Origin of the sequence: Dendrosporobacter sp. 1207_IL3150 (assembly GCF_036763085.1) — a bacterium.
GTDB lineage: Bacteria > Bacillota > Negativicutes > DSM-1736 > Dendrosporobacteraceae > JBAIYU01.
Map to the genome: position 1 here is coordinate 49,670 of NZ_JBAIYU010000021.1, position 15,227 is coordinate 64,896.

Annotated in this window: 13 protein-coding genes; 2 read left to right on the forward strand and 11 right to left on the reverse strand. The window is 40.1% G+C overall.

Going from position 1 to position 15,227, the window contains the following annotated elements:
* Nucleotides 1-164 precede the first annotated feature (164 nt).
* The gene (locus V6C17_RS11340) at nt 165-1,550 is read left to right on the forward strand and encodes a PhoH family protein (RefSeq protein WP_333522691.1); all 1,386 of its coding nucleotides are present in this window, start codon (nt 165-167) and stop codon (nt 1,548-1,550) included.
* A 71-nt stretch (nt 1,551-1,621) separates the two neighbouring features.
* Here the strand turns inward: V6C17_RS11340 and V6C17_RS11345 are convergent, their stop codons facing one another.
* Genes V6C17_RS11345 through V6C17_RS11355 form a run of 3 tightly spaced genes read right to left on the reverse strand, consistent with a single transcriptional unit; the run spans nt 1,622 to nt 4,642 of the window.
* Nucleotides 1,622-2,287 carry a response regulator transcription factor gene (locus tag V6C17_RS11345; protein ID WP_333522692.1) on the reverse strand — a complete coding sequence of 222 codons (666 nt, stop codon included), beginning with the start codon at nt 2,285-2,287 and terminating at the stop codon, nt 1,622-1,624.
* The gene (locus V6C17_RS11350; RefSeq protein WP_333522693.1) at nt 2,280-3,725 is read right to left on the reverse strand and encodes a HAMP domain-containing sensor histidine kinase; all 1,446 of its coding nucleotides are present in this window, start codon (nt 3,723-3,725) and stop codon (nt 2,280-2,282) included. The genes V6C17_RS11345 and V6C17_RS11350 overlap by 8 nt, the downstream gene beginning before the upstream one ends.
* Nucleotides 3,722-4,642 (reverse strand): substrate-binding domain-containing protein, encoded by a 921-nt coding sequence (locus V6C17_RS11355; RefSeq protein ID WP_333522694.1) that lies wholly within the window; start codon nt 4,640-4,642, stop codon nt 3,722-3,724. The genes V6C17_RS11350 and V6C17_RS11355 overlap by 4 nt, the downstream gene beginning before the upstream one ends.
* A 167-nt stretch (nt 4,643-4,809) precedes the next feature.
* On the opposite strand from V6C17_RS11355, the gene V6C17_RS11360 reads away from it, so the two are divergent.
* Nucleotides 4,810-4,989, forward strand: coding sequence for a hypothetical protein (locus V6C17_RS11360; protein ID WP_333522695.1), 180 nt, complete (start codon nt 4,810-4,812; stop codon nt 4,987-4,989).
* A 47-nt stretch (nt 4,990-5,036) separates the two neighbouring features.
* Here V6C17_RS11360 and phoU read toward each other — a convergent pair whose 3' ends face one another.
* From phoU to mfd, 8 genes are all read right to left on the reverse strand, one after another.
* The gene (phoU, locus tag V6C17_RS11365) at nt 5,037-5,696 is read right to left on the reverse strand and encodes a phosphate signaling complex protein PhoU (protein ID WP_333522696.1); all 660 of its coding nucleotides are present in this window, start codon (nt 5,694-5,696) and stop codon (nt 5,037-5,039) included.
* A 32-nt stretch (nt 5,697-5,728) separates the two neighbouring features.
* Nucleotides 5,729-6,484 (reverse strand): phosphate ABC transporter ATP-binding protein PstB, encoded by a 756-nt coding sequence (gene pstB, locus V6C17_RS11370; RefSeq protein ID WP_333522697.1) that lies wholly within the window; start codon nt 6,482-6,484, stop codon nt 5,729-5,731.
* Between the two features lie 87 nt (nt 6,485-6,571).
* Complete coding sequence (locus V6C17_RS11375) at nt 6,572-7,264, reverse strand: response regulator transcription factor (RefSeq protein ID WP_333522698.1); 693 nt, start codon at nt 7,262-7,264, stop codon at nt 6,572-6,574.
* Nucleotides 7,265-7,428: 164 nt separating this feature from the next.
* Nucleotides 7,429-7,704, reverse strand: coding sequence for an HU family DNA-binding protein (locus V6C17_RS11380; protein ID WP_333522699.1), 276 nt, complete (start codon nt 7,702-7,704; stop codon nt 7,429-7,431).
* 99 nt (nt 7,705-7,803) lie between these two features.
* Nucleotides 7,804-9,261: a nucleoside triphosphate pyrophosphohydrolase gene (gene mazG, locus V6C17_RS11385; protein WP_333522700.1), complete on the reverse strand. Its 1,458-nt coding sequence runs from the start codon at nt 9,259-9,261 to the stop codon at nt 7,804-7,806.
* A gap of 13 nt (nt 9,262-9,274) precedes the next feature.
* The gene (locus tag V6C17_RS11390) at nt 9,275-10,876 is read right to left on the reverse strand and encodes a putative polysaccharide biosynthesis protein (RefSeq protein ID WP_333522701.1); all 1,602 of its coding nucleotides are present in this window, start codon (nt 10,874-10,876) and stop codon (nt 9,275-9,277) included.
* Between the two features lie 265 nt (nt 10,877-11,141).
* Entirely contained in the window at nt 11,142-11,714 is a 573-nt protein-coding gene (spoVT, locus tag V6C17_RS11395; protein WP_333522702.1) for a stage V sporulation protein T, read from the reverse strand.
* Nucleotides 11,715-11,787: 73 nt separating this feature from the next.
* Nucleotides 11,788-15,105 carry a transcription-repair coupling factor gene (gene mfd / locus V6C17_RS11400; protein ID WP_333522703.1) on the reverse strand — a complete coding sequence of 1,106 codons (3,318 nt, stop codon included), beginning with the start codon at nt 15,103-15,105 and terminating at the stop codon, nt 11,788-11,790.
* Nucleotides 15,106-15,227: the final 122 nt, after the last annotated feature.

Genomic DNA, 15,227 nt, shown 5'->3' on the forward strand with positions numbered 1-15,227 from the left:
ATTACATTGTGCATTTTGTAAACCATTTGGAAAATAGAGGGGGCCAATATAAAAGTATATTGTTCGTTGCCGATTAAGGCTAAGTTTATACTATAGTCTTGTGCACAAAGAGCCAGTTTTACTTATCATTTAGAAGCAATATAATTCTAAAGGGGGCTAAAGTTTTGGCTAAGCACTATGTTCTTGACACAAACGTTTTGTTGCATTCCCCTCAAGCCTTATTCGCCTTTAGTGAGCATACTGTCGTTATTCCCGAAATAGTTTTAGAAGAACTGGATAAATTTAAAGCTGAATCTACTGAGCGGGGAGCTAACAGTAGGCAAGTAAGCAGGATTATCGATTCCTTAAGAATAGCTGGCAATCTTCTAGACGGTGTTAAACTTAACGAGCTAGGAGGAATCCTAAAAATTGAAGCAAACCATCTAGATATTTCAATGCCAGTACATTGGGATAGATATAAGCCAGATAATAGAATCTTACAGGTTTGTAAAGGCCTTGTTGATAGCGGCCATCAGACTATATTAGTGAGCCGTGATACCAATCTGCGAGTTAAATCAACAATACTTAAAATACAAGCTGAGGATTTTAATAACGATCGTGTGGCTGCAATAGACAAACAGTACACTGGCAGATTAGAAGCTTATACTTCTTCTGATGTAATAAATGATTTTCATCGTGATGATAGCAATTGTATCGAGCCTGAATGCATAAAAGTATATGACAGCATATCCCATACCCTTACGTCCCCGACACTCATAACTAATCAATTCCTATTAATTCGATCTTTAGAAAACTCACGCCATACTGCGCTTGGACGCTATGATGGCAAAAAAATCGTCCATCTTAAATATCGCAGCCGTAACCCTTTCGGTGTGACTCCTAGGAACGTCGGACAGATATTTATGCAGGAATGCTTAATGATGAGTGCTGAAGAAGCACCTCTCGTAATAATTAAAGGACCTGCTGGCACTGCTAAAACCTTCTATTCACTAGCAGTAGGTCTATATAAGAACATGGACTGCAGACCAAGAGAATACCATCATGTTTTAATTTGCCGCCCTAATATCCCGATGGATGAAGAAATCGGCTTTTTACCGGGCTCTGAAAGCGAGAAGATCAGCCCTTACATGCGAGGTATTCGCGATAATTTATTCACCTTGATGTCTGGGCCAACAGCCTCAGATTCTAAGGAAGTCGCCCAAATTGAGGATACTGTTCAGATGCTTTTTGATAAGCGGATTTTACAAACTGAAGCCCTTGCATACCAGCGCGGCAGATCATTGCAGAAATATTGGATGATTCTCGACGAAATGCAAAATTCAACGCCAAAACAAGCTAAAGGCGTTATTACCCGGCCTGGTTTAGGTACCAAGATTATTTTACTAGGCGATCCTGCCCAAATTGACCACCCGTATTTAGACAGTCAAACTAATGGGCTAGTTTACTCAAGCGAAAAAATGCTCGGCAGCAGTTTATGTTACCAAGTAACACTACAACACGATGAATGCGAGCGTTCCCCGCTAGCAGCTGAAGCCGCTATGAAAATGTAACGCCGAAACCCCAAGAATCATAGATTCTTGGGGTTTCTTACTGCTTTTATCAGTTAAGCATTAGTACGGAACTAGATTTCCTTAGGGGTTAAAAGACCATACTCCAAGGCATAATCAACCAATTCATTTTTCTTGTTTTTTCCTAACTTAAGCATAATTCGAGTCTTGTGGGTGTCTACAGTTTTTACGCTAAGGCAAAGCTGTTTGGCGATCTCAGCCATTGAATAACCACGCACCAACAATCTCAGCACTTCTCTTTCCCGATAACTTAATAGTGCATAAGGATCTTGACCTGCTTCGTCCGCCTGGGGACTATTTAGCAGCGAATTAACTAGCAACAGCGCATGGTTATTAGTTAAATACAACTGACCACCTGCTACGGCTTTTACGGCCGCTAGAAGCTCACTGTCAAAAACACTTTTATCTAAGTACCCGCTAGCACCAGCCTGCATTGCAGCTCTTACATAATGTTCGTCGGTGTGCATCGTAAGAACTAAGATTTTGGTTTGAATGCCTCTGCTTTTTATTTCCTTAATGGTCTCTAAACCACTCATTCCGGGCATTGATAAATCTAAAATAATAACTTCAGCTAAAGTTTGCTCTAATATTTTAAGAAGCTCTTCACCATTACTAGCTTCACCAACTACGTCCATTGATGAATCACTTTTAAGAAGCAGTTTTAAGCCTGTACGCATAATAGAGTGATCATCGGCTAATATTATCCGAATTTTACTCAATTTTTATCACCCCTTGAGTTAACGGTATTACGGTAGTAATAATTGTACCTTTGCCTCTTGAAGATTCTACAGAAAAAGTTCCATTTAAGAGTTCAGCACGTTCCTTCATGCCGTAAAGGCCCAGCCTGTTTATTTGTAGAGCCCTCTCTAGAACAATCGGCGAAAAACCGCAGCCATCGTCAATAATAATCAACCTTATTTCATCATCAACTATACTAATCCTGACTTCCACGTTCGTAGCCTTAGCATGACGGATAATGTTAGTCATACCCTCCTGCAAAATTCTGTATAATGCTAATGCTACTTGGTCGGGTACGATAATTTGTTTCGGTGCATTAAAATGAACTGAAATGTTATATCGTTCTTTCCATCCAGCCAAGTATTTTTCGATTGCTGCTACTAGTCCAAGGTCATCAAGCACCGGCGGCCGCAAGTCAACTGCCATTTGCCTAAGTTCACTTAACACTCCAACAATGACATCGCGAGCTGAATTGAGCAGACTACGCTGATTTATGTCGGTTATCTCTGATAGTAAAAGGCGCAAATATGCCAATATTGATGTAATAGACTGTCCTGCCCCATCATGCAGTTCCCGAGAAAGCCGCCTTCTTTCATCTTCTTGGGCTGTAAATAGCTTATTAAGCAAAACTGTTCGGTTAAGTTCTTTGGCTCTTAATGCGTCAAGCAGCTGGTTGTTTTCCTGTTCTTTTTGTTTCAGGGATGCTGCCATTCCATTAAATGCAGTTGCTAACTGTCCGATCTCATCCTCAGTATTATAATTGGCTTGAACAGAGTAATTATTGTTTTTAATTGCCTCAGCTGCATGCGCTAACCCTCTTATTGGTTTGATAATTACAGAGGCTAACCAACTTGCCAGCACTACAGCAATAAGACAGACAATAACTGCTGTTAAGGAGAATTCGGCCATTTTTGCATCCAGTAAAGCACTGGTACTTTTGTCAGACATGCCTACCCTAACAAAACCCACGTTGCCGTTTTCTATTGGCACTAATATTTCGTATACTGGCCCCTCATTGCTGCTGAACTTTGTCAATTTATACGGCTGTTGAGAGTCATAATCATCTAGTTCTAATTTAAGATTCAGCGGCAATCCTTCCGGTAGACCACCAGCAAATGTGTGGACAATAATTTTACCTGTATAGCTGGAAATGAGAATATAGCGCACATCTTTATTATTATCTTTCGCCTTATTAATTCTTTCGAAAATCGAGTATTCATTGTCCAAAAGTATATCATTAACGCTTAAAGCAGCAATATAACTAGCAACCTCATAACCCCTCTGTTCGATCTGCCGCTCTAGCAGTTCACGTGTTGCTCCCTGCATTAGTAAAGCCATGACTAGACTTAAGAATAGTAGTGTTCCAACAATAATTAAATTAATTTTTGAATAAATACTGTAACGATACCACCATTTCATATCAAACCACCTGTCTGCTCATAAAGTCTCTGAAGCGGACGGTATAATTCAGTGTTTGGCAAGACAAATTTGTCAATTAAAAGACCTTTTAGAGCTTTGCTCATCTCTAAATCTTGGTGCATTTCTAAAAATATTTTCTGCAGCTGTTCTTTTTGCTCTTGGCTAAGTTTTTTATTAATTACTACCGGACCAGTAGGAACCGGCCCAACATAACTTATCGTCCTAAGGTTTTCAGTGAGGGCTGGTGTACGAATTTGGGCATAGTCAAAAATCATGCTGTCAAGGCTGGCCGCTTCAACGGCCTTTGTAGCCACTGCCCAAATCGATTTATCATGACTATAAGTATATATATATCGGCTAAAGTATTTTTCTGGCCTAACATTCTGATCTTTCAAAAGATCAACAATTGCCATGTGACCTGAATAGCTTAAGGGATCAGTAAAAGCAAAAGTCCTGCCCTGTAAATCGCTTAAGGACTTAATATCACTATCTTTATGCACTATTATTTGGGCTTTATATAGCGTAGTGCCTTCAAATTCTGCCATTGATAATATCTCTATTTCTGTTAAGCCCCGATAAGCGCAAAATGCCCCTGTCGACATAAAAGCAATATCTGCTTCGCCGTTAGACATCAGCATATTTACTTCCTCGTAAGTTTTCCTTTGTATTAATACAGCCGGTCTGCCAATATGACTAGATATATATTCGGCAATTTTACGATAGTTAGCAATAGTCTCATTCGGCGAAATAACTGTGGCTAAAGCGATTCGAATAGGCCGCTGTTCTGCTAAGCCGTTATTCCGATTTTTTTCAATGGGCTTTTGCTTTTCAAAATTAATGTACTGACTGCTGGTACTGCCGCATCCCATTAATGAAATTGATAGGCATAATAGCATAATTAAGCTGATGACGCGCAACTTATTACCCCGTTCCTTTGCAGTTTCTTTATTTTAGTATTCGCTGGCAAGACATCATCTACCTGCTTATTACATCTCTGCTGAAAATTCACTTTAATTGCCATGTTTTCAGTTTTTTTATAAGGACAAACTAAAACTGAATCAAATAGCAAAGGAGGTAGATAGGTTTGGCAAATGAAAAAGTATATAAGTTTTGGAATGGCAAAAACATCAATGGTGACTCTACTGTGGGTAACAAATATCTTATCGAGGAAGGTCCGCGCAGCAGTACTCAAGAAATGAAGTATGAAGTCGGTGTAGACACCTTTTCAGCGGATGATTTACAAAAAGACGTACACTACGAATAGCAAATAAAAAGTACGCCGAAGCGCTTCGGCGTACTTTTTATTTGCTATTAATTTTTGCGCATTCTTTGACCCGTAACTAAATATATTACCCATTCAGCAATATTAGTAGCATGATCGGCAACCCTTTCTAAATAACGGGCAACAAATATTAGTTGCGTAGCCTGACTTATGGTACGCGGATCTTCCATCATGTAAGTCAGCAGCTCACGAAATATCTGCTGGTAGATATCATCAACACCATCATCAGCCTGACAAACTTGCTCGGCAAGAGATATATCCATATTTATATAAGCTTCTAGTGAATCCTTAAGCATTTTTTGTGCCATAACTGCCATTCTTGGCAAATCTACTAGTGGCTTTACCAATGGCTCCTGTGATACTTTTATCGCAATTTTAGCAATGTCAAACGCATGATCACCAATTCGTTCAAGATCTGTTGTAATCTTAAGTCCTGTACCAATAATCCGCAAGTCTCTAGCTAGCGGCTGCTGTCTAGCGATTAATACCATACACTTATCTTCAATCTCTACTTCGATTGCATCAATAATATCATCGCCATCCATTACTTTGCGTGACAGCTCAACATCTTGATTAGCAAGTGCTTTAACAGATTCTCCAATTGCTTGGGCTACCATGTTGCCCATTTTAGAAATTTCTTGACGCAAATTCTCTAATTCATGATCATAACTTTGTCTCGTAATAGACAATCTTGTCCCCTCCCGACTGCATTTAAATTTGCTTAGCCAAATCTGCCAGTTATATAGTCCTCTGTGCGTTTATCCTGAGGTCGTGTAAATATAGCATCAGTTTTATCATGCTCGATTAATTCGCCGTTTAAAAAGAATGCGGTAAAATCTGAAACCCTGGCAGCCTGCTGCATGTTATGAGTAACCATGACTATAGTGTAATCGGTCTTTAGTTCTGTAACTAGTTCCTCTATTTTCATAGTTGATATTGGATCAAGAGCGGAACACGGTTCATCCATCAATAACACTTCAGGTTCAACTGCTAATAGTCTAGCAATACATAACCGCTGCTGCTGACCACCTGACATACCCATAGCTGATGTATGCAGTCGATCTTTTACTTCATCCCAAAGAGCAGCTCCACGCAAGCTTTTTTCAACAATCTCATTAAGCCTGTTCTTATTACTTAATCCATGAATCCTTGGTCCATAAGCAATGTTATCATATATTGACATAGGAAAAGGATTAGGGCGCTGAAATACCATACCTACTCTTTTTCTAAGCATAACAACATCAGTGTCAGGCTGATAAATATTTACATTATCAAGCAGTACTTCACCTTCGATTTTTACACCGTCAACTAAGTCATTCATACGATTCAAAGTTTTTATAAAAGTAGATTTGCCACAGCCGGAAGGGCCAATCAAAGCTAATACACTATTTTTAACAACTGGAATGGTTATCTTCTTCAACGCTAGAGCTTCGCCATAGTAAAGCTTTAATTTATTTGCCTGAATTTTATATTCCATAGGTAATCCTCCTAAAGCTCTGATATAAAAAATAATCCCTATAGGGCAATATATCATAAAATGCTTTCGAGGATTGTTAATTTTACGTTAAATATCTCGAAAACGGTATCCGACACCGCGTACTGTTTCAATTGAGTCTGCGATCTCTGGCTCTGCTGCCAGTTTAGCCCTTAAATGACGAACATGAACATCGACTGTGCGAGTGTCGCCGAAATACTCATAACCCCACACCTTTTCCAGGAGTTGTTCACGACTGTAAACCTTGCCCAAATTAGTGATGAATAGTTTCAGGAGCTCATATTCTTTAGGTGTCAATTCTAGCTTGTCTTTATTAAGATATGCTTCATAGCGGCTAAAATTGAGCTTTAGTTTACCTACGACCAACTCACCTACGACTGAACTATCTTTGCTGCTGCGCCTTAACACTGCTTTAATTCTCGCAGCCAATTCTCTTGGACTGAACGGCTTTGTAAGGTAATCATCAGCACCAAGTTCCAACCCAATTATTTTATCTATTTCCTCATTCTTGGCAGTCAACATAATGATCGGAATAGCCGCTGTATTCTGCTGACTCTTTAAACTACGACAGACTTCCAGTCCATCTATTCCTGGCAGCATAAGGTCGAGAACAACCAAATTAGGTTTTTCTGATTTCGCTATAGCAAGGCCTTTTATGCCATCGTCTGCCTCCAGCACATTATAGCCTTCTTTTTGTAAATTGAATTTTATTAATTCGCGTATAGATACTTCATCGTCAACTATCAAAATAGTACCAGTCAAAATTATCACTCCTCAAAGCTATTATAAAATTAATAAGCGTAGTTAACTGCAAATGCGTCAACGCCGTACATTCCTTTATGCTCTTTGCACCTTTGAGTTGCAAAATCGCTGACTTATACTTAAATAAAAACCAGGTTAAAAATTAACCTGGTTTTTATTGTATATTATTGATTTATGGCGTCTTTTAGCCCTTTGCCAGCTTTAAACACTGGGTTCTTAGAAGCTGGAATTGTAATCTCAGCACCTGTTTGCGGATTACGGCCTTTTCTTTCTTCGCGAGTTTTCACTTCGAAGGTACCAAAGCCGATTACTTGCACTTTATCATCTAGCACCAAAGCTTCTTCAATGCTGGCGAATAATGCGTTAACAGCTTTTTCTGCGTCTTTTTTAGTAAGGCCGGCTTTTTCAGCGACACTGGCTACTAATTCGGTTTTATTCACAAATTCATCCTCCTCGAGAAATCGTTACGAATAGCATTATTCGCTATTTGTGTTTTTATTCCTCTCTAATTACAAAAAAATTGCCAAAATTTACTGATCCTATTTATTTAGGCCTTTTGCCTCATCCCAAAATTTATCGAGTTCTGCTAAGGTAAAATGCTCCCAGTTGGTTCCTTTTTCCTTTACTTTAGCCTCGATATAAGCAAAGCGATTTTTAAATTTGCTGTTAGTAACATTGAGCGCGATTTCAGCATCAATACCTAAAAAGCGAGCCAAATTGACTACTGCAAACAATATGTCGCCAAGCTCACCTTCAAGTGCTTCAGTTTCGCCTTCGAGCAAAGCCTCTTTTAGTTCAGTAATTTCTTCCTCTATTTTTTCCCAAATAGGGTTAATATTATCCCAATCAAAGCCAACTTTTGCAGCTTTAGCTTGCAGTTTATAAGCTTTCATCAAACTTGGCAGTTCTTGTGGTACACCGTCAAGAATTGAACTACGCTCATGACCTTTTTCCTGCTTTTTTATCATATCCCAATTTAATACTACTTCTCCTGCATCACGAACAGTAATATCACCAAATACATGCGGGTGCCGCCTCACCATCTTTTCGGTTACACTGGCAATTACATCCTGCATGCTAAACTCGCCGCATTCTTCTGCTATTCTGGCATGGAATACAATTTGCAGCAGAAGATCGCCTAATTCCTCACAGAGCTTGTCCCCTTCAGCAAGATCTATCGCTTCTAATACTTCGTATACTTCCTCAACTATATACCGACGCAGACTTTTATGTGTTTGTTCAATATCCCATATACAGCCGCCTGGCGAACGCAGTCGTGCCATTACATCTGTCAATGGAGCTAAATCAAATCTCTTTGAAGTCTCCTGCCTTGCTGGCACATACACGCTTGTCAAGTGATCAATATCAGGCAGACGGTCAATTTCAAATAATGGAACTTTCTTAATCTTTTCATTAGGAAGACCTAGACTCTGTACTACAGTCACTTCATAGTCATCTGGGTATATTTCCATGAGAGCCAGCTTAGCATCTGATGCTATTTGTCGGTTATAAACCTGTGTTACAACTAAAGCGGTATTGAGCTCACGCGGAATTCTATCAATATCGCTGCTGTCAACTACTGTAAGGCCGTCAATCGGGTCGATCCCAAGCCTAACATATAAAACTTCAATAAAACTCATTCCTGGTAAAATTCTCACATTTATTTGTTCCTGCGCGGCAATTGCGCGAACTAGGCTAACCGTTTTCTCGGCCACTAATGGGCTGCCCGGAACAGCATATGTAACCTTCTGTCCATTTTTTGCCCGACCTACACAATCCTTCGCTATATATTCATAAACCTCATCAAAGGTTTTCTTCTGGTCGTATATATAATCGTAGCTTTCAAATCCTATGCCTCGAGCTTTAAGCTCATTTACTGTAGGGTGTTTAGCTGTACGAAACAGCAATACTTCGGCAGTATTAAGCATGTCCCATGTTTCCATAGTAAGAAGGCCGAGAGGTCCCGGCCCAAGTCCAATAATAATTATTTCTCCCACTTTAAGTCACTCCTTATTTCCGCAGCAGCCGCATCTTCTGCAGCAAACCAACCAATCTGCCGCCTAACTTAGGCACTTTTTCGATATCTCGTTCATTAATCCCGCCCATTAATAGCAAGGCAACGCCGTATACTGTACCACCTATTGCAATAGCCGTGAGCGTCGCTATTGTATTGTGGAAAGTATTAGCCATTATAGTATCATAGCTTAATAGTACAATTCCGCCCATGATGGCAGCTGCACACATAGCCTTGAGTGTATCTTTAAGATCAATACTAAAGCCAACATAACGATAAACAAAATAGACATTCAATATCGCTGCAACTCCAAAATCAGCGTTAGTCGCCCATGCCGCTCCTTTTATGCCTAGGCTGGGAATTGCAGTAAGCACCCAGCTTAAAACTATTTTTACAACCGCTGAAATTGCCATATTGACTAACGGTATAGTTGTATGACCTAACCCTTGCAGCACGCCAGTTGTAACCTGACCAATGCCGAGCAATACAATTCCAAGTGATAGAATAGCAATCGAAGTACCTGCATTTGGAGTTCCATACAGCATTTGCGATATTGGCGTTGCTAGCAGCCACATACCGACAAAGCTCGGTATAGTAATAAGATTAGCAATTCTCATAGCAGTTACTGTACGCTGATAGATTCGCTGGCGGTTTCCTAGTGTAAAAGCTTCCGAAACAGCCGGAACTAAACTAGCAGCCAAAGAAGCGGTCAGTATTGTCGGCAAATTGACCAGCGCTACTGCCATTCCAGTAAGGTATCCAAAAAGTTCGGTAGCCTGTTCTACCGTATAGCCAGCTACCTCTAAACGAGCCGGTACAATTAAAAGATCTATATTAGAAACTAGTGGCAGCATTATATTTGCAAGAGAAACTGGCAATGCTAACTTAACGATTCGGGAGATAATACTTACACCGGATTCCTGCTTAACATCTGCCTGCATTTCGGTTTGGTACTTAGATACTTTGCGCTGCCGCCAATAATAATATATTAATACAAGCAAGCCAACTGCGGCTCCAGGTCCGGCTCCAAAACTTGCCCCAGCGGCCGCATATTCTAACCCTTTAGGCAATAACACAAAAGCTAATACTATCATGGTTACTACTCGGACAAGCTGTTCAAATATTTGTGAAACAGCTGTCGGCGTCATCATCTGCATTCCCTGAAAATAGCCGCGATAACTTGATAGAATAGTAACGAAAAAAATAGCTGGTGCTAGTGCAGCTATCGCGTAGTAAGCTCGTGCATCACGGACATACTGATTTTCAACAAGCCAACCTGCGCCATAATATAATAAAAAAGTGAATACAAGCCCTGTCACCGCCAAAACACTTAAGGATATTCTAAATACTCGATTAGCACCAATATAATCTGAGCGGGCAATTTTCTCGGCTACGATAATCGAAATGGCTACCGGTATACCAGCTGACGATACGCTAAGTGCCAGCAAATAAATAGGGTACGCCATCTGATATAAGCCAATACCCTCACCGCCTAGCAGGCGTGATAATAATATACGGTTTGCAGACCCGATTATTTTAACAATAATTCCGGCTGCAGTTAAGATCAGTGCACCCCTTAAAAATGTATCTTTACTCAATAAAGTCATTCCTCTCCACAAAGATGCTACTTATACTATATTTATACTGCTTATTTATATACATGCTAGTATTATAGCAAAATATGGACTTTGTTAAATAGTAATTATGAAAATAATGATAACGGACTCACGGCTTGTGCCGAGCCTTAGCAAAGGCATAATTGGATACTTCCTTATGCATGTAAGAAAGTTTATACTTTTTTATCCTACAATAGAAAAGTAGCGAACGGCGTCCGCTACTTACATAAAACAAAAGAGGGCAAAATTATTGTGACATCTGTTTTGCTAGAAAACCTGCAGCAGTTTCGGCGAGTTTTACTTCCATATCTCCCATTTGGACGCCAGCTTGTTTAGAACAGATAATTACTGCACCGATTGCATCGCCTTCCACAATAATCGGAGCGATTACCTCGGCTGTAAACTTACACGCTTCATCATCTTCGTCATCCGTGTCGATTGGGCAAGCTTTTCCATGTTTATACTCACCAGGGTTGTTAATTAGAACAGCTTTGCGGTCTTCCATTACCTTTTCTAAAATCGAGCCTATCGGCTTGTTCAAGAACTCTTTCTTCGAAGCACCAGCTACAGCGACTACATTGTCCCGATCGGCTATAAGAATGATCTGGCCGATAGCTTCATACAATGAATCGCAGTACTCCTTAGCAAAATCACCTAATTCACTTACTGGGGAGTATTTTTTGAGAATGACTTCACCTTCTCGATCCACATAAATTTCCAGTGGGTCACCCTCTCGTATTCTAAGTGTCCTGCGTATTTCCTTAGGTATTACCACTCTTCCTAGATCATCAATTCTTCTAACGATTCCTGTCGCTTTCACCAGTATCCCCCCTTTTCTACAGTTTTTGACATTTCGCCTCAGTGATAGTATATATCTGGCCTATCATTTTTATTCATATATTGCCATCATTATCATTAGTTGGTGTGACCTCTTGTTTGATAAGGGTTTTTAGGATTTTGTGTATAATGTCCAGTAAATTATTTTCTGATAATTTATTTAATTTTAAATTTATGATTTCAGGCGGTCCTGGAATCATTGCTATACTAGTGCCAAATTCCTGCTTAAGTGCTACTATTCCGTTAATATTGACATCAGGCTTATCACCAAATGTAAACTCTATTCCTTTTGTTTGTTGGATAATGGAACGTATCCCTAATCGGCGGGCGATATTTTTAATACGAGCGACTGTTAAAAGATTTAGAACGGTTTGAGGCGGATCACCAAAACGGTCAATTAATTCATCTAACAGCTGACTAATATGTTCTTCCTTGCGAATAGCCGCTATTCGCTGATATATTTCAATCTTATGCATCGCATCACTAATATAGTCACCACTTAAATAAGCTTCAACATTAAATTCTAAAATTGGCTCAACAGGCAGTTCTACTTTTTCGCCTGTCTTTAATTCCTGAACGGCTTCCTCTAGCAACCTGCAGTACATCTCAAAGCCAACACTAGCAATATGTCCATGCTGCTGAGCACCTAATAAATTACCGGCGCCACGTATTTCAAGATCACGCATGGCTATTTTAAAGCCAGCACCTAATTCAGCAAACTCCTTTATAGCCTGCAGCCGTTTTTCGGCAACCTCAGTTAATACTTTATCAGCGCGATAAGTGAAATAAGCAAACGCCATTCGGTGTGATCGCCCCACACGACCGCGCATCTGATAAAGCTGCGATAACCCAAAATGATCTGCATCATAAATAATAATAGTATTAGCATTTGAAACATCTAGACCATTTTCAATTATGCTTGTGCAAACAAGTACATCATCATGTCCTTCATAAAAATCAAGCATAACCTGCTCTAAAAGTTCTTCCGGCATTTGTCCGTGGGCACTTCTAATTTTTGCGTCAGGCAGAATTTCTGACAGCTGCCGCTGTACCTTATCTATAGTCTCTACTCTATTATAAACAAAATACACTTGTCCGCCGCGTTTTAGTTCCCTCTTGATAGCATCGCGAATTATCTGTTCGTGATATTCAACGACATATGTTTGCACAGGGAATCGGTCTTCTGGAGGTGTTTCGATTATACTCATGTCTCGGGCATTTACAAGGGACATATGAAGGGTACGCGGTATTGGTGTAGCACTAAGCGTTAGGACGTCAATATTACTCCGCCATTTTTTAAGTTTTTCCTTTTGGGCTACGCCAAAACGCTGTTCCTCATCCACTATTAATAAACCTAAATCCTTAAATACCACATCAGAATTTAGGATACGATGCGTGCCAATTAGTACATCAACCTGACCCGTAGTTACTTTACTTATGGTCGCCTTTTGTTCTTTTGCACTTCTAAAGCGGCTTACAACGTCCACAACCGGGCCAAATCCGGCAAATCGGTTCATGAAGGTCTGATAATGCTGCTGTGCTAAAACGGTGGTCGGCACAAGTACTGCCACTTGTTTGCCGCTCATAACTGCTTTAAATGCAGCTCTTATAGCTACCTCAGTTTTTCCAAATCCTACATCACCGCATAACAGCCTATCCATGGGTCTTGGCCTTTCCATATCAGCTTTAATTTCAGCAATAGCTGCCAGTTGGTCAGGCGTCTCTTCATAAGGAAAAGCTTCTTCGAATTCTTTTTGCCAAGGAGTATCAGGATCAAATGCGTAACCAGTATTGACTTGGCGCTCTGCATATAAACCTAGCAATTCTTTAGCCATGTCAGCAACAGCCGACTTAGCTTTAGTTTTAGCTTTCAGCCATTCGGTGCCGCCCATTTTATGCAGACGCGGCGCTTCCCATTCAGACCCAATATACTTTTGCAGCAAGTGAACTTGGTCAGTTGGAACGTAAAGTTTATCTTCTCCAGCGTATCTAATATGCAGGTAGTCTTTATGTATACCACCAACATTTAATGTTTCAACGCCAACATATTTTCCAATACCATGGCTAGCGTGTACAACATAGTCGCCAATGTTAATGTCCCGAAAATACGTTATTTGCTGGCCCTTTGAAGCTCTAGGCCGAGGCCGTTTTTTCTGACGACCGAATATATCTTTTTCAGTAATAACAGCCAGTTGAGCCTGAGGAAATTCAAATCCGGCAGATAATGTTCCGGTAGTAACCAAAACTGTTCCCTCGACCAGGGTTTCTATTTTATCACTATAAATTGCTGGTATTCCCTGTTCTGAAAGATTTTGCTGAAAAGATATTGCTTTATCGTTTGTTGATAAGAAAATTATCGGATAGTATTTTTTTTCAAGCCAAGTGGACAACTCGCTTTCGACTAAGTCCATCTGTTTGTGAAATGAAGCAACGCCTTTAGCGACAGCACTAATGATGTCGCTAGGCTCAGTATATGGAATTTTCTGCAGCATAAGTGATAAATAAACTATATTATAATGTTTTGCTGCAGTCATAATATCAGACCAATTAAATGAACGCTTCTTTAATTCGGGGTTTTCTTTTATTAGTTTGCTTATATGCTCTCTGATTCTAGTAGGCTCATCAAAGATAACAGTAGCTTGAGCTGGCAAATATGATAAAAATACCGCAGCCTTTCCGCTATGCTCAGGTTCAGTGAGCGGTAGTATGTCTGCTTGGGCAATATTGTTACTAGACCGCTGGTTTACTGTATCAAACTCACGCAATGAATCGATTTCATCCCCAAAAAACTCCATCCTCAGCGGGGCCGTACGATTTACTGGAAAGACATCAATAATGCCTCCCCTGGCACTGAACTGACCAATACTGTCAACTTGGTCGACCCGTTCATAGCCGAACCTGACCAAGTTTTCCAGCACCTGCTCACGCGCAATTTCTATCCCAACTGCTAAATTCAGCCTGTTGTTTTCGAATTCTTGTCTTGATAAACCCTTTTGTACCGCTGCCTCAGCTGTGACCAATACAATTATTTTTTCTTGGCGAACAAGCCTTCCTAACACATCCATGCGCCGCGCAGCCAATTCAACACTCTTGGCGGCAGCAGAAAAAGTTATAATATCAAGCGCAGGTAGATCAATAACAATTGTTTCTGGTAATAATGTCGTCAAATCAGATCTTAGCTGCTCTAATCCTTCATTACTGCCAGTAACAACTACGGTAGTACGCGGATTTCTATAATATGCTGCTGCAATCACAGCACTCTTTTGTGTACCGGTTATACCATAAACTACACTTTGTCCTATTTCTCCATTATAGCTATCTATCGCCTTTCTTAGCGCCGCATCGTTAGCCATAACCTCGAAAAGTTTATTCATTACTACACCTCACCCATCTAGAAAACGCCTACAGTCCTTAAACTGAAGGCTAGGATATACTAATATTATTCAACTAAGTATCCAGAAAGTATTGCTTTTTCCTCTCAATTAGACGTCCGAAA